Here is a 15,419-nt window from a genome sequence, read left to right as displayed (position 1 = left end):
CTCTCGGTCCTCAGTCGTCGGCCGCGTCGCCGAAGTCGGGGCGGACGTCGCGGGCGGCCATGATCTCGTCGTTGGAGGTGCCGGCGGCGACCATCGGCCACACCATGGCGTCCTCGTGGACGATGAAGTCCACGACCACCGGGCGGTCGTTGATGGCGTTGGCCTTCTCGATCACCTCGTCCAGCTCGTCGGGCGACTCGCAGCGCAGGCCGACGCAGCCCATGGCCTCCGACAGCTTCACGAAGTCCGGAACGCGCGTGCCGGCCGGCGGGGTGTCGCTGACGCCCAGGTGGGAGCCGCGGCCCGCGTTGGTCTCACCGGCGTGCAGGACCGTGTTGGAGTAGCGCTCGTTGTAGAAGAGCGACTGCCACTGGCGGACCATGCCGAGGGCGCCGTTGTTGATGATGGCGACCTTGATCGGGATGTTGTTCAGCGCGCAGGTGACCAGCTCCTGGTTGGTCATCTGGAAGCAGCCGTCGCCGTCGATCGCCCAGACGGTGGCGCCCGGCATGCCGGCCTTGGCGCCCATGGCGGCGGGGACGGCGTAGCCCATGGTTCCGGCGCCGCCGGAGTTGAACCAGGTGTAGGGCTTCTCGAAGGAGACGAACTGCGAGGCCCACATCTGGTGCTGGCCGACGCCGGCCGCGAAGAGGGTGCCCTCGGGCGCCAGCTGCCCGATCCGCTGGATGACCTGCTGCGGGGAGAGGCTGCCGTCGGCGGGCAGGTCGTAGCCGAGCGGGTAGGTGTCGCGCAGCCCGCTCAGCAGCTTCCACCAGTCGGCGTAGTCGCCGCGGCGGCCCGCGTCGTGATCGGCCTGGACGGCGACGATCAGATCGGCGATGACCTCGCGGGCGTCACCGACGATCGGCACGTCGGCGGTGCGGTTCTTGGAGATCTCGGCCGGGTCGATGTCGGCGTGCACGATCTTGGCGTACGGAGCGAAGGAGTCCAGCTTGCCCGTGACGCGGTCGTCGAAGCGCGCGCCCAGGGCGACGATCAGGTCGGCCTTCTGCAGGGCCGCGACGGCGGACACCGAGCCATGCATGCCGGGCATCCCGACGTGCTGGGGGTGGCTGTCGGGGAAGGCCCCCAGCGCCATCAGGGTGGTGGTGACGGGGGCGCCGGTCAGCTCGGCCAGGATGCGCAGCTCGCCGGTGGCGCGGGCCTTGAGGACACCGCCGCCCACGTACAGCACGGGGCGCTTGGCCTCGTTGATCAGCCGGGAGGCCTCGCGGATCTGCTTGGCGTGCGGCTTGGTCACCGGACGGTAGCCGGGCAGGTCGGTCGTGGGCGGCCAGGAGAAGGTCGTCTGCGACTGGAGGGCGTCCTTGGCGATGTCGACCAGGACCGGGCCGGGGCGGCCGGTCGCCGCGATGTGGAAGGCCTCGGCGATGGTGCGCGGGATCTCGTCCGCGTTGGTGACGAGGAAGTTGTGCTTGGTGATCGGCATCGTGATGCCGCAGATGTCCGCCTCCTGGAAGGCGTCGGTGCCGATCGCCTTGGAGGCCACCTGGCCGGTGATCGCGACGATGGGGACCGAGTCCATGTGGGCGTCGGCGATCGGGGTGACCAGGTTGGTCGCGCCCGGGCCGGAGGTCGCCATGCAGACGCCGACCTTGCCGGTGGCCTGCGCGTAGCCGGTGGCGGCGTGGCCGGCCCCCTGCTCGTGCCGGACCAGGACGTGGCGCACCTTGGAGGAATCCATGAGCGGGTCGTACGCCGGAAGGATCGCACCACCCGGAATGCCGAACACCGTGTCGGCGCCGACCGCCTCGAGAGAGCGGATGAGGGACTGGGCGCCCGTGACGCGCTCGGCGGGAGTGGGCTGCGGCGCGGCGCCGCGGGCCCGCGGCTGCGGGTGGTGGGCCCCGGTGGCCTGCTCGGTCATCTGGTTCTCATCTCTCAGGAGTTTGAGGGTGGAGAGTGCGGTATGTCTGGATCCCAGGCAACAAAAAACCCCTCGTGCCGGCAGGCAAGCGAGGGGAGCGCGTCGGTGCGTTCCGCGAGGCGGTCAGGGGCCCCGGGTCAGCCGACGCGCTTTCCAAGTACGAGAATTCGGGTGCGCATGGCATTGACCTTCCTCCTCACGAGCGGGGAGTGTCAAGCCGGTGGGACGGGCGTCTCATTATTTGAGCGTAGCTCGTCCGCCGTCCGCGTGCCCCGCACGGACAGCCGGGCGCCGTTCAGCGCGATCGACCCGGCGGGCACCGGGTAGCCCCCGCGGGTGAGCGAGGAGCGCAGCCGGTGCTCGTCGAGCGGTCCCGAGAATGCCATGCCCTGGCCGTGGGTGCAGCGCATCTCGCGCAAGGCCAGCACCTGCTCGGGCCGGTCCACGCCCTCGGCCACCGAGCCGATCCCGAGATCCTCGGCGATGCCCAGCAGCCCTGCGGTGATCTTGCGCAGTCGCGGGGACTCCACGACGCCCTCGGTGAGCCCCCGGTCCAGCTTGAGCACGTCGACGGGGAGCCGCCGCAGCGCGTCCATGGGCGCGTAGCCACTGCCGAAGCCCTCGAGGGCGATGCGCACCCCGAGCCGGCTGAGCGCCGTCAGTCGCCGCTCCAGCTCGTCCAGGGAGATCCGCGGATCCTGGTCGGCGACCTGCAGGACGAGGGAGTCCGGCGGGAGGCCGTGCCGGTCGAGCAGTGCCTCGATGTCCTTGGTGGGCAGCTCGCGGTGCATCAGGCGCCGGGTGGACAGCCGGACGGCGACGGGCACCGGCCGGCCCGCGGCGTGACGCAGGGCGGCCTGGCGGACCGCCTCCTCCAGCAGCCAGCGGGCCAGCTGCGCCGTACGGTCGGTGTCCTCGGCGACCCGCAGGAACTCCGCGGGGGTGAAGAGGATGCCCTGGGCGGAGCGCCAGCGTGCCTGCGCCTCGACGGCGGTGACCTCACCGGTGCCGAGGTCGACCACGGGCTGGTGGAGCAGGGCGAACTCGCCGTCGCGCAGGGCCGTGCGCAGCCGTCCCGCGAGTTCGGCCCGGCGCACCACCTCGGCCTGCATCGCGGGCGCGTACATCTCGACGCGGCCCTTGCCCGCCTGTTTGGCCCGGTACATCGCCAGGTCGGCGTTGCGCAGCAGCTCCCCGGGGCTGACCCCGGGGTCGGCGAAGGCGACGCCGATGCTGGCGGCCACCCGCACCTCCGTGCCGTCCACCCGGTACGGCTCGGAGAGGGCGGCGCGGAGCCGGTCGGCGACCTCGTGGACCTGATACTCGCGCAGATGACGGTCGGCACTCGTACCGCAGATGAGGGCGGCGAACTCGTCGCCGCCCAGGCGAGCCGCGGTGTCGCCCGCGCGCACGGAGTCCTGGAGGCGCCTCGCCGCCTGGACGAGGAGTTCGTCGCCGGCCTGGTGGCCGACGGTGTCGTTGACGGCCTTGAAGCCGTCGAGGTCGATGAAGAGCACCGCCGTGGTCCCGGTGTCGCCGTCGCCGGCCCGGCGACCGCCGAGGGCCTGGCGGATCCGTTCGGTGAACAGGGCCCGGTTGGGCAGGTCGGTGAGCGGGTCGTGCGAGGCGTTGTGCTGCAACTGGTCCTGGAGGCGCACCCGCTCGGTGACGTCGCGGCTGTTGAAGATCAGACCGCCCTGGTGGCGGTTGACGCTGGACTCGACGTTGAGCCAGCTGCCGTCACCGTGCCGTATGCGGCACTCGATCCGGGTGGCGGGCTCCTCGGCCGGATGGGCGGCGAGGAAGCGGCGCACCTCGTGCACCACCCGGCCCAGGTCCTCGGGATGGATGTGGGTGGCGAACTCGGTGCCGACCCATTCCTCCGGATCGCAGCCGTAGACCCCCTTGGCCGCGGGGCTCACATAGCGCAGCACGCCGGTCGGCGAGGCGATCATGATGACGTCGCTGGAGCCCTGCACGAGCGACCGGAAGTGGTTCTCCTTCTGAGCCAGCTCCTGGGTCAGGGCGATGTTGTCGAGCAGCATGATGCCCTGGCGTACCACCAGGGCGAGCACGACCATGCAGCCGGTGAGGAGGACGACCCGGTCGCTCTTGCGGCCGTCGATGACGTTGTAGAGGATGCCGAGCACGCAGACCGCGGCCGCCAGATACGGGGTCAGCGCGGCCAGCGACCCGGTCACCCGGCGGCTCTGGCCGGGCCGCCGTTCGGCGGTCCCCGGTTCGGCGCCCTCCCGGTCGCCGACCCAGGGGGCGTAGGCGAGCAGCATGCTGCCGGCGAACCACCCGGCGTCGAGGATCTGGCCCGAGGTGTAGTGCTCGCGCAGCAGCGGCGAGGTGAACAGCGCGTCGCACAGCACGGTGAGGGCGAGGGAGGCGATGGCCGTGTTCACCGCCGCCCGGTTGGCCGAGGAACGCCGGAAGTGCAGCGCCAGGACCATGCTGACCAGCAGGATGTCGAGCAGCGGATACGCCAGGGACAGGGCGATGCGAGCGGTGCTGCGGCCGTCCCACAGGGCCGTCTGGGCCAGGGCGAGGGTCCACGACAGGGTCAGCAGCGAGCCGGCGATGAGCCAGGCGTCCAGCCCGAGGCAGACCCAGCCGGCCCGGGTGACCGGCCGCTTGGCCAGCACCAGCAGCCCGATGATCGCGGGCGGGGCGAAGAGCAGGAAGCAGAAGTCGGCGATCGAGGTGCGCGGTACGGGCTCCCGCAGCACGACCTCGTACCAGCCCCAGATGCCGTTGCCGAGCGCCACCATGGCGGAGGAGACGGCGAAGAGCACCCAGGCGGGGCGGTGGCGGTCGGTGGCACCGCGGACGTACATCAGGCAGGAGACGGCCGCCGCGAGCGCGGCGGCGGAGAGCCCGAAGTCGCCCATGACCAGGGCCAGCTCAGGGGAGCCCCAGCCGAAGGCCGATCCGACGGCGTAGCCTGCGCAGAGCACGGCCATCAGCAGTTGCGGGAGCAGGCCGGTCCGGCCGCCCGGCACGGACGCCCGCGAGAGGACCGCACCGGGCGCGCTCACGGTGTCGTCCCGTGATTCCGTGAACGTCCCCGGCACGGTGTGCCGTGGTCCAGCGTCGGATGCTTTCTCCATTGGCCGTGCATCGCCCGTCGCCCCCCATCAAGTCCTGAGTCGTCCCACGCCCGTTCGCGGCTCGCCGAACCACGCCGGTCGTGTTCCCCCAGTGCGGGACGATACACCAGTTCAGTCACTCAGGGACATAGTTCCTCTACACAGCGTGACCACGCGTAGCGTCCTGCCCCACGCGTGAGGCACCCGGTGCCATCCCGGCGCCGTCTTGGGCGCCGAGGTGCGGTCAGGTGGTCGTCACGACGTTCGCGAGGTCCTGGCCTGCCGCGAACCGGTTCAGCTGGTCGCGGAGCAGCCGCTTGGCCCGGGGCAGGAAGGCGGAGGTGCTGCCGCCGACGTGCGGGCTGAGGAGGAGGCCGGGGGCGTGCCAGAGCGGGTGCCCCTGGGGCAGCGGCTCCGGATCGGTGACATCGAGTGCCGCCTGGAGACGGCCGGCCTCCAGCTCGGCGAGAAGGGCCCCGGTGTCCACCACGGGACCGCGGGCGACGTTCACCAGGAGGGCGCCGTCCTTCATGCCGGCCAGGAACCGGGCGTCCGCCAGATGGCGCGTGCCCGGGGTGAGCGGGGTCGACAGGATCACCACGTCCGCCTGCGGCAGCAGGCCGGGCAGGTCCCCCAGGGCGTGCACGGGCCCGTGCGGGGAGCGCCTGGCCAGCCGGGCGACCCGCGTGACATGGCATTCGAAGGGGGTGAGCCGGTTCTCGATGGCGGCGCCGATCGATCCGTAGCCGACGATGAGCACCTGCTTGTCGGCGAGCGCCGGGTAGAAGCCGTCGTGCCATTCCTCGGCGTCCTGGCCGCGGACGAAGCGGGGGATGCCGCGCAGGGCCGCAAGAGTGAGGGCGACGGCCAGCTCGGCGGTGCTGGCCTCGTGCACCCCGCGGGCGTTGCACAGCCGTACACCCGCCGGGAGCCCCGGCAGGAACGGCGTGACATGGTCGACGCCGGCGCTGAGGGTCTGCACGACCCGGACCCCTGACATCCGGGGCAGCGGACGTCCGGCGACCTCCGCGCCCTTCATGTAGGGCACCACGTAGAACGCGGCGTCCGCGGGGTCGCCCGGGAACTCCTCGGCACCGTCCCAGAAGCGGTATTCGAGGTCTTCCGGGAGCCCTCCGACGTCCTCGGCGGGGATCGGGAGCCAGACGGTGGGGCGGTGGTTCCGGGTGATGTCAGCCATGGTCAGGAGGCTATGACACAGTGGGGCGGCGCGAGAGGTCAGCGGAGGTCAGCCAGGTGGAGCGCAGGACGGTCGGATCGGCGGCTCTCGACGTGGGCGCCGTCGGCCTGGGATGCATGCCGATGAGCTGGGCGTACACGGCGTCCCGGCAGGACGGTGAATCGTCACTGCGGGCCGTGCACGCGGCGATCGACCACGGCACGACGCTGCTCGACACGGCCGACATGTACGGGCCCTTCACCAATGAACTGCTGCTGGGGCGGGTGCTGAAGGAGCGTCGCCGGGAGGTCTTCGTCTCCACCAAGTGCGGCCTGCTCGTCGGCGAGCAGCACCTGGTGGCCAACGGACGCCCCTCGTACGTGAAGCGGGCGTGCGACGCGTCGCTGCGCCGGCTGCAGACCGATGTGATCGACCTCTACCAGTTGCACCGGGCCGACCCCGAGGTCCCCGTCGAGGAGACGTGGGGCGCGATGGCGGAGCTGGTCGCGGCCGGCAAGGTGCGCGCGCTGGGGTGGTGCGCGGTGGGCGCGCGGGCGGCCCGGCGCGCGGGCGCCGGCATATACGACGAGACGCTGCGGCAGTTGCGCCGCGCCCAGCAGGTCTTCCCGGTCAGCTGTGTGCAGGCCGAGCTGTCGGTGTGGTCGCCCGAGGCGCTCGCGCAGCTGCTGCCGTGGTGCGCGCAGCGCGGGGTCGGCTTCATGGCCGCGATGCCGCTCGGCAACGGCTTCCTGACGGGCACGCTCACCCCGGGCCAGGGCTTCGAGCCCGACGACGTACGGGCGCGGCATCCCCGGTTCACGGCCGAGATGATGGCCGCCAACCAGCCGATCGTCGCGGGGCTGCGCCGGGTGGCCGAGGCCCACGGCGCGACGCCCGCGCAGGTCGCGCTCGCCTGGGTGCTCGCCCAGGGCCCGCAGGTCGTGCCGATCCCGGGGGCGAAGCGCGAGCGGTGGACGGTGGAGAACGCCGGCGCCGCGGAACTGCGGCTGACCGAGGAGGACTTCGCGGAGATCGCCGCACTGCCGCCGGCGCGGGGCTCCTGGGACTGAGGGGTACCGCCGGGGCCGGAGCGGCCCAAGGGGCGGAGGCGGTGCGGAGATCCGCCCCGCCTGACGGGAACTCCGAACGGCCGGGCGGTGTAGTTACGGATGTGATGTTCTTGGAGTCCGTGCCGGAGAACCCCCGGGAGGGAAGCGTGCGACGCCGTGCCGCCGTTGTGACCGCCGCGCTGGCCGGTGCCGCGCTGCTCGCCACCGCATGCTCGCCGGACGGTGGTGGCGCCCCGGCCCCACCCGCCTCCGCCCCCGCTTCCGCGTCGGCCCCGGCCGCCTCGGGCGCCGCCGAACCGCCGGCGCCGGCGAAGGGATCCGCGGAGGTGACCGGCACGGTCGCGACGGGCCTCGACACCCCGTGGGGCGTGGTCGTCCTGGCGGAGGGCGATCTGCTGGTCGCCTCCCGGGACACCGGCCGGATCGTCCGGGTGGCCGCGGAGAGCGGGCGCACGACCCGGGTCGGCACGGTTCCGGGGGTCTCCTCGGGCGGTGAGGGCGGTCTTCTGGGGCTCGCGGTCTCGCGCGACTTCGCGACCGACCACCTGGTGTACGCGTACTTCACCACCGCCTCCGACAACCGCATCGCGCGCATGCTCTACGACCCGGCGAAGCCGGCCGGGGAGCAGTTGGGCGCGCCGGACACGATCCTGCGCGGCATCCCGCACGGCGCCATCCACAACGGCGGGCGGATCGCCTTCGGCCCGGACGGGATGCTGTACGCGGGCACGGGCGAGAGCGGCGACCGCGGCCTGGCCCAGGACAAGGCGTCGCTGGGCGGCAAGATCCTGCGGATGACGCCCGACGGCGAGCCGGTGCACGGCAACCCCGAGGCGGATTCGGTCGTCTACTCCTACGGGCACCGCAATGTGCAGGGCCTCGCCTGGGACAGCCGCGGCCGGCTGTGGGCCTCGGAGTTCGGGCAGGACACCTGGGACGAGCTCAATCTGATCGAGCCGGGAAAGAACTACGGCTGGCCGGTCGTGGAGGGCCTGGCCCACCGCGAGGGGTATGCCGACCCGATCGCGCAGTGGCACACCGACGACTCCTCGCCCAGCGGCATCGCCTACGCCGACGGCTCGATCTGGATGGCCTCGCTGCGCGGTGCCCGCCTGTGGCGGATTCCGCTGGCCGGCACCAAGGCCGCGGCCGATCCGCAGCCGTTCCTCGTCGGCACGTACGGCCGGCTCCGCACCGTCGTCGCCGATCCGGACGGCGGGCTGCTGCTGACCACCAGCAACACCGACGGCCGGGGGGATCCCCGCAAGGGCGACGACCGGATCCTGCGGCTGCGGGTGACCTGACCCACGACACCCGGGGGGGGTGCGATGTTCAACGCGCTGGACGAGCTGTTCGCGCCGGGGCGCAGGCATGCGGAGGACGAGCGCAACCGGCTGGAGCTGGTGCGCGACGAGGAGGGCGACGCGGATCCGGGCCGGGGCCCGATCGACCTGGACGCGGGCACCGTCCTGATACGTCCGCCGCGGTCCGGCCGGTAGCGGCGCGGCGGGCTCACCCCGTCCGGCCCGCGAACAGCCGTAGCCGGTGGGCGAGCGCGGCCGCCTCGCCGCGGCCCGAGACGCCGAGCTTGGCAAGGATGTTGGAGACGTGCACACTCGCCGTCTTCGGCGAGATGAAGAGCTCCTCGGCGATCCGGCGGTTGGTGTATCCGGCGGCGACCCGGCGCAGCACCTCGCGCTCGCGGGCCGTCAGCCCGAAGGGTTCCGGCTCCTCGGCGGGAGCGGCGGCGACGGCCTCCTCGGGCTCTTCCAGCGCCAGTCGGCCCCGCCGGGCGAGCAGCCGCACGGCCTCGCGCAGCGGGACGGCGTCCACGGAGTCGGCCACCTCGCAGGCCCGGCGCAGCAGCACGGCCGCGCGGTCACGGGCCCCGGCATCGTGCTGGGCGAGCAGCGCCTCGGCATGGCGCAGCCGTACCAGGGCCAGCGGATACGGCCGGTCGAGCGCGGCGAAGGCCTCCTCGGCGGCCGCCCATGGCGCGGGGTCGGCGCTCCCGTCGGCGCGCAGCAGTTCGGCCTCGACGAGCAGGGCGTGCGCGGCCCACACCGGGGAGAGCCGGGGCAGCCGGCCCGCGGCCTTGCGGAGGAGGGCGAGCATCTCGGAGCGCCCCTCGTCGGCGCCGGGCAGCCCGAGGGCGTCGGACTCCAGCGCCACCGCGGTGTGCAGCATCGGCCAGGCGTAGCGGTGCATCGCGGGCGGGAACCCCGCTTCCAGGGCGGCCCGCACCGCGGCCCGCGCCTCCAGGAATCGTCCGCGTCCGGCGGCGACCGCGATGGTCAGATGACGGAGCGGCAGGGCGTTCTGCGGCTGGTGGTCCTGGGTGCCCAGATGATCCCGAGCGGCGGCGATCTCGGTTTCGGCCCGGTCGTACTCCCCGCGCAGCACAGCGAGTTGGGCCAGGAGCGTCGCCGCCCAGCCGAGGTACAGGGCGTGGTTCGTGCTGTCCCGGCCGTGGGCGGCGATCTCGGCCGCCTCGTCCCAGCGGCCGAGGGCGAGCAGGGACTCGGCCTCGTTGGCGGAGGCGAAGGTGGCACCGTCGCGCAGCCCGTGGCGGGCGGCGCTCTCCACTCCCCTGCGGGCCACCGCGATCGCCTCCTCCGACCGGCCCACGGCCTCGAGCAGGGCGGCGAGGTTGGCGTCGGCGCTGACCGTGAGGTTGCCGTAGCGGGCGGCGGCGGCCCGTTCGCGGGCGGCGGTCAGCTCGGCTATGCCGGCGTCGGCGTCACCGGCGTCGGCGAGCAGGATGCCCAGGGTGACCCGGGCGCAGAGCTCGGTCTCCTCGGCGCCGACCAGCCGGGCCAGTTCGATGGCGCGCTCCGCCGTGCCGATGCCGTCCGGCCCCGGGTTGTGCATCATGGCCCAGCCGGCCGCGCTCTCCAGCACCTCGGCGTGCACCGGGGACGGCGGCAGCCCGCGGACGAGTTCCTGGGCCTCGGCGATCTCCGCCCAGCCGTCGCCGCGGCCCATCGCGACCATCAGCCGGGAGCGCTGGATCCAGAACCAGGCGGCGCGCAGCGGGTCGCCGGAGCGCTCCAGCAGGCGCAGCGCCCGTTTGGTGACCTCGTAGGCGCCCTCGCGGTCGGCGCTGAGACGCGCGGCCACGGTCGTCTCGGCGAGCAGATCCATGTACTGGAGGGGCTTGGCGCCCGGGTCGCAGCCGCAAGGAGGGAACACCTCGACGTAGTCGACGGGCCGCAGCTCCTCGCGGACCTCCTCGGGGGTGTCGTCCCACAGCTCCAGGGCGCGTTCGAGCAGCCGGTGCTGTTCGGCGTAGGCGTGCCGGCGCCGCGCCTCGACGGAGGCGCGCAACACGGCGGGCAGCGCCTTGGCGGGCTCGTGGGCGTGGTACCAGTAACTGGCCAGCCGGGCCGGGAGTTCGTCCGCGGGCACCAGCCCGGGGTCGGCCTCCAGGGCCTGCGCGTAGCGGCGGTTGAGGCGGCTGCGCTCACCGGGCAGCAGATCGTCGCCGACGGCCTCGCGGACCAGCGAGTGCCGGAAGCGGTAGCCGTCGCCGTCGTCGGTGGGCAGCAGGATCTTGGCCCCGACGGTGGCGCGCAGGGCCTCGATGAGTTCGTCCTCACCGAGCCCGGCGACGGCCTCCAGCAGGCGGTACTCCACGGCGGAACCGCCCTCGGCGACGACGCGGGCGATCCGCTGCGCGGTCTCCGGCAGCGTCTCGACCCGGACCAGCAGCAGATCGCGCAGGCTGTCGCTGAGGCCGGTACGGCAGCCCTGGGTGATGCTGCAGGCGAGTTCCTCGACGAAGAAGGGGTTGCCGTCGGAGCGGGTGAACACCCGGTCCACCAGGGTCGGGGAGGGCTCGGAGGCGAGGATCCCGGCGACCTGTGCGCGGACCTCGGTGCGGTTGAAGCGGGACAGCTCCAGGCGCGCGACGGAGCGCATCCGGTCGAGTTCGGCGAGGAAGGGCCGCAGCGGGTGGCGGCGGTGGATGTCGTCGGAGCGGTAGGTGGCGAGCACGAGGAGCCGGCCGCGGGACAGGGAACGCAGCAGATAGCCGAGGAGTTCGCGGGTCGAGCGGTCGGCCCAGTGCAGGTCCTCCAGGGCGACGACGAGCGTGCGCTCCTCCGAGAGGCGCTCCAGCAGCCGCGAGGTGAGTTCGAAGAGCCGGGCGCGGCCGTGCTCGTCGCGCTGGTCGGCGAGGCGGTCGGGGCCGTCCGTCCCGCCCAGCCCGGGGAGCAGGCGGGCGAGTTCGCCCTCGCTGCCGGCGGCCGCCGCGACCAGTTCGTCGCCGAACCGGCGGTGCAGGGCGCGCAGGATCGTCGCCACGGGCGCGAACGGCAGTCCGTCCGCGCCGATTTCCACGCAGGCGCCGACGGCGGTCACGGTGGACGGCCCGTCCTCGAGGGCCGCGGCCAGGAACTCCTCGACAAGCCGGGTCTTGCCCACGCCGGCCTCGCCGCCGATCACCAGCGCCTGCGGCTCGCCCGCGTGAGCGCGGGCGAGCGCGGAGGTGAGGCGGGTCAGTTCGCGGGTGCGGCCGACGAACACCGGGCTGACCGACTGGTTCTGCACGGTCCCGAGCATCGCACGGGGCTCGGACAGCGCGGTACCGGTTTCCACCGGAACCGCGGTGCTCACCCGGCGGCCCTCAGCCGCCGGGCGAGCCGGCCGGCCCTCCTTCCGTGCCGCCTTCCCTCGTCCTGGTCGGACGCCGCGGCGCCGCGGCCGGCGGCGGCGCGGGCCGCGGCCTCGCGGGCGGCCCTGCGGGCCTGGTGTACGAGGCGGTACTCGGCCGCCTCGCGCAGCAGTTGCTCCGTCCGTTCGCGGCCCAGCATCTCGTGCGGGTACATCTCGTGCTCCTCGGGTTCGGGACCGATGGTCCGGAGTCGTTCTCCGTGCCATCAGCCTCGTCCCCAAGGGGGGTGGGGGACATCGGGCAACCGCCCAGGCTTCGGGGGTGAGGATGCCTTAGAGCCTGTCATCACATTGGCGCCGGTCGCCCGTAGGGCGGGCCCCGCGGTGTCTGGTGCGGTGCATCGCAAGGCGGAGAGTCGTCCTCGTAGTGGGCTACTCGGACGATTCGACAACGCAGCGAGGCGCCGTGCCAGGCGTCGCGGGGCAGGCGGGAATGTGACGACAGGCTCTAGGCCGCGCGGCGGACCGCTCAGGGCCCCGGGGACCGCGCGGCCACCCTCCTCAAAAGCCTCAGCCGCCGGACGAGACCGGGGCCTCGGCCACGGCCGGCAGCCCGCCGAAGAGGTCGAACCACATCCCGCCCGCGACGAGGAGCCCCAGCACACCGAGGGCGAGACCGCCCCAGGCGACGGCGCGCACCCACGGGGCCGCGTTCCGGGCGGCGAACAGCACCGCGCCGAGCACGACCAGCGCGACCAGCGCGCAGGCGCCGTTGACGACGGCCGTGGTGTGCCAGGGGGCACCGTATATCTGCTCGATCTGCTGGGCGGCGGTGCCGGAGGAGGACTTGATCTGGCCGATCAACTGCCGGCGCTCGGCCAGCACCGTGCCCAGCCAGGTGCCGGTGAGGGACGCGAGGCCGAGGGCGGCGCCCACGACGGCCGCGGCGCCCGGGACAACCCCGGCGGGGTGCCCGTCGGCGGGGGCGTCCGACGCTTCGAGGGCCTGGGGTTCGTCGAGGTCGTCCGGCTCGTCGAGCTCGTCCGGCTCGCCGAGGGCCCGCGGCTCGTCGGCCGCGGCGGGTCCGGCGTCGGGCGCGGTCGTGGGCGCGGGCGTCGCGGCGTCGTCCTCGGCCCGGTCGGGCTCGGCGTCCGCGGCGAGTTCGTCGGCTGCCGCCCCGTGGGTCTTGGTGGTCTCCATGGGCGGCAACCGTACGGTCAGATTCTGAGAGCCGTCTGAGAGCCGGGCTCGTCCACCGCGGCCGGCACGGTCTCGGCCGGCCCCTCGATGCAGATCCGCGGCAGCCGGCGTTCCAGCCATCGGGGCAGCCACCAGTTCCAGTCGCCCAGCATGTGCATCAGCGCCGGTACGAGCAGCGTCCGCAGCACGAAGGCGTCCAGCGCGACGGCGGCCGCCAGGCCGATGCCGAACATCGCGATCACTCGGTCGCCACTGAGCACGAAGGCCAGGAAGACGGAGATCATGATGACCGCGGCGGAGTTGATCACGCGGCTGGTCTCGGCGAGGCCGACCCGGACCGCGCGGCGGTTGTCCCGGGTCTCGCGCCACTCCTCGTAGATGCGGCTGACGAGGAAGACCTGGTAGTCCATGGAGAGCCCGAAGAGCACCGAGACCATGATCACCGGCAGGAAGGGCTCGATCGGCCCGGCCGCCCCCAGCCCCAGCAGCTCGCTCCCCCAGCCCCACTGGAAGATCGCGACGACGATGCCGAAGGACGAGGCGACGGCGGCGATGTTCATGACCGCGGCCTTGAGCGGGATGCCGAAGCTGCGGAAGGCGAGCAGCAGCAGGAGGCAGCCCAGGCCGATGACGGAGCCCACGAAGAGCGGCAGCTTCCCGACGATCACCGAGGCGAAGTCCGCGTAGCCCGCGGTGACACCGCCGACGTACACCTCCAGGGAGGTGCCCTCGGTGGCCTCCGGGATGACGTCCTGGCGCAGGTGGGTGACGAGCCGGTCGGTGGCCTGGTCCTGCGGGGCGGTGGTGGGGACGACGTCGACGACGTCGAGGCCGCTGCCGTGCCGGGCCTGCTCCATGTGCACCGCGGCGACGCCTTCGGTGCGCCCCAATACGGCGGTGAGCTGCTCCAGCGCCGCCCGGTCGGCGGCGTCGCCGGACTTGGCGACCAGTTGCAGCGGACCGTTGAAGCCGGGCCCGAAGCTGTCGGAGAGCATGTCGTACGCCTGCCGGGTGGTGCTGCCGGCGGGGCCGTTGCCCTGGTCGGAGGCGCCCAGGTGGAGGGCGGTCGTGGGCAGCGCGAGGACGACCATGACGACGGCGGCCACCATGCCGAGGACCTTGGGGTGCCGTTCGACGAAGGCCGACCAGCGGGCGGCGAAGCCGGTGGGCAGCTCGGGCGACGGCCCGTGCTCCACGAGCCGGCGCCGCTCCCGGCGGCTGAGCGCCTTCATCCCGATCGCGCCCAGCAGCGCGGGCAGCAGCGTCACCGAGGCGGCGACGGTCAGGATGACGGTGAGCGAGGCCGCGATCGCGACGCCGTTGAGGAACGACAGCCGCAGGATCAGCATGCCGAGCAGGGCCACGCAGACCGTGCCGCCCGCGAAGACCACCGCCCTGCCGGTCGTGGCGACCGCCTTCTCGGCGGCCTCCCGCACCGGCAGGCCCTGCTTCAGCCCTCTGCGGTGCCGGGTGACGATGAACAGGGCGTAGTCGATGCCCACGCCCAGGCCGATCAGCAGCCCGAGCATCGGCGCGAAGTCGGCGACCCTGATCAGATGGCCGAGCAGCTCGATCGCCATGTACGCGGTGCCCACGCTGACCAGCGCGGTGATGATCGGCATGAACATCGCGAACAGCGAGCCGAACGCCACCAGCAGCACCACGGCGGCCACGGCCACGCCCACGACCTCGCTCATGTGCCCGCCGCCGCCCTCGGTGAGGGCGATGGCGCTGCCCCCGAGGGCGACCTGGGTGTTGTCGTCGGCGGCCGCCCTGGCCGTGTCGACGACCTTCCGCACCTCGCCCGCGTGCAGTTCCTCCGAGGGCCTGTCGAACATGACCGTCGCGTAGGCGGTGTGGCCGTCCCGGCTGATCTGGCCCGCGCCCTCGGTGGTGTAGGGGCTGGTCACCGAGGTGACCCCGGGGAGTTCGGCGACCTTCTCCAGCGTGCCGGACAGCCGCTCCCGCACGGACGCGACGCCGACCGTGCCGCTGTCGGTGTGCCAGACGATCGTGTCGCTGTCCCCGGCGGAATCCGGGAACGCCTCCTTCAGCAGAGCGGTGGCCTTGCTGGAGTCGGTGCCCTTGATGTCGTAGTCGTTGGAGTACGCGGACCCGGCCACCAGAGCGGCCGTGGACAGACCGAGGAGGGCGACGAGCCAGAGCAGGACGACGGCGAGACGGCGGTTGAGGCACCAGCGGGCGAGTGCAGCCATTGCTCTCCCTGGGGTTGCGCGGATCTTTCAGGCCCAGGAAGAGCCCGCAAAGAACACAACACGTACGTCTCCGACTGAACCAGGAAGAAGAGATCGTTGGCCGGATTCGTGCGCCGAATCACACAACACGTGGGGAATTTATCTCTGCCTTACAAGCCG

General features: G+C 73.0%; 10 protein-coding genes. 3 read left to right on the top strand and 7 right to left on the bottom strand.

The window, feature by feature from the left end:
• Positions 1-10: 10 nt before the first annotated feature.
• The 3 genes from AB0F62_RS05785 to AB0F62_RS05775 form a co-directional block, all read right to left on the bottom strand.
• Complete coding sequence (locus tag AB0F62_RS05785) at positions 11-1,888, bottom strand: acetolactate synthase large subunit (protein ID WP_361792573.1); 1,878 nt, start codon at positions 1,886-1,888, stop codon at positions 11-13.
• A gap of 212 nt (positions 1,889-2,100) precedes the next feature.
• Positions 2,101-4,932 carry an EAL domain-containing protein gene (locus tag AB0F62_RS05780; protein ID WP_361792571.1) on the bottom strand — a complete coding sequence of 944 codons (2,832 nt, stop codon included), beginning with the start codon at positions 4,930-4,932 and terminating at the stop codon, positions 2,101-2,103.
• A gap of 295 nt (positions 4,933-5,227) precedes the next feature.
• A complete protein-coding gene (locus AB0F62_RS05775; protein WP_361792569.1) occupies positions 5,228-6,181 on the bottom strand; it encodes a 2-hydroxyacid dehydrogenase in 954 nt (317 codons plus the stop codon).
• 56 nt (positions 6,182-6,237) lie between these two features.
• Between AB0F62_RS05775 and AB0F62_RS05770 the strand changes: the two genes are divergently transcribed.
• The 3 genes from AB0F62_RS05770 (at position 6,238) to AB0F62_RS05760 (ending at position 8,729) form a co-directional block, all read left to right on the top strand.
• The gene (locus tag AB0F62_RS05770; RefSeq protein ID WP_361792567.1) at positions 6,238-7,230 is read left to right on the top strand and encodes an aldo/keto reductase; all 993 of its coding nucleotides are present in this window, start codon (positions 6,238-6,240) and stop codon (positions 7,228-7,230) included.
• A gap of 167 nt (positions 7,231-7,397) precedes the next feature.
• On the top strand, positions 7,398-8,534 hold the full coding sequence (locus tag AB0F62_RS05765) for a PQQ-dependent sugar dehydrogenase (RefSeq protein ID WP_361792964.1): 1,137 nt from the start codon (positions 7,398-7,400) through the stop codon (positions 8,532-8,534).
• Between the two features lie 24 nt (positions 8,535-8,558).
• A complete protein-coding gene (locus AB0F62_RS05760; RefSeq protein ID WP_361792565.1) occupies positions 8,559-8,729 on the top strand; it encodes a DUF6191 domain-containing protein in 171 nt (56 codons plus the stop codon).
• Positions 8,730-8,742: 13 nt separating this feature from the next.
• Here the strand turns inward: AB0F62_RS05760 and AB0F62_RS05755 are convergent, their stop codons facing one another.
• The 4 genes from AB0F62_RS05755 to AB0F62_RS05740 form a co-directional block, all read right to left on the bottom strand.
• Positions 8,743-11,793 carry an AAA family ATPase gene (locus AB0F62_RS05755; protein WP_361792962.1) on the bottom strand — a complete coding sequence of 1,017 codons (3,051 nt, stop codon included), beginning with the start codon at positions 11,791-11,793 and terminating at the stop codon, positions 8,743-8,745.
• Positions 11,794-11,843: 50 nt separating this feature from the next.
• Entirely contained in the window at positions 11,844-12,059 is a 216-nt protein-coding gene (locus tag AB0F62_RS05750) for a hypothetical protein (protein WP_361792563.1), read from the bottom strand.
• Between the two features lie 355 nt (positions 12,060-12,414).
• Positions 12,415-13,044 (bottom strand): hypothetical protein, encoded by a 630-nt coding sequence (locus AB0F62_RS05745; protein ID WP_361792561.1) that lies wholly within the window; start codon positions 13,042-13,044, stop codon positions 12,415-12,417.
• Between the two features lie 17 nt (positions 13,045-13,061).
• A complete protein-coding gene (locus tag AB0F62_RS05740) occupies positions 13,062-15,260 on the bottom strand; it encodes an MMPL family transporter (protein ID WP_361792559.1) in 2,199 nt (732 codons plus the stop codon).
• Between the last annotated feature and the right edge of the window lie 159 nt (positions 15,261-15,419).

This window comes from Streptomyces sp. NPDC026673 (assembly GCF_040638135.1).
In the GTDB taxonomy this organism is placed as follows: domain Bacteria; phylum Actinomycetota; class Actinomycetes; order Streptomycetales; family Streptomycetaceae; genus Actinacidiphila.
Note: the sequence above shows the minus strand (reverse complement) of the source record. Positions and strands in the feature narration are given on the sequence as shown.

Excerpts from the sequence above, each read along its gene's own strand:
- AB0F62_RS05760 (WP_361792565.1), top strand. The coding sequence starts at position 8,559 with ATGTTCAACGCGCTGGACGAGCTGTTCGCGCCGGGGCGCAGGCATGCG.
- AB0F62_RS05755 (WP_361792962.1), bottom strand. The coding sequence starts at position 11,793 with ATGCTCGGGACCGTGCAGAACCAGTCGGTCAGCCCGGTGTTCGTCGGC.
- AB0F62_RS05775 (WP_361792569.1), bottom strand. The coding sequence starts at position 6,181 with ATGGCTGACATCACCCGGAACCACCGCCCCACCGTCTGGCTCCCGATC.
- AB0F62_RS05745 (WP_361792561.1), bottom strand. The coding sequence starts at position 13,044 with ATGGAGACCACCAAGACCCACGGGGCGGCAGCCGACGAACTCGCCGCG.
- AB0F62_RS05785 (WP_361792573.1), bottom strand. The coding sequence starts at position 1,888 with ATGACCGAGCAGGCCACCGGGGCCCACCACCCGCAGCCGCGGGCCCGC.
- AB0F62_RS05750 (WP_361792563.1), bottom strand. The coding sequence starts at position 12,059 with ATGTACCCGCACGAGATGCTGGGCCGCGAACGGACGGAGCAACTGCTG.
- AB0F62_RS05740 (WP_361792559.1), bottom strand. The coding sequence starts at position 15,260 with ATGGCTGCACTCGCCCGCTGGTGCCTCAACCGCCGTCTCGCCGTCGTC.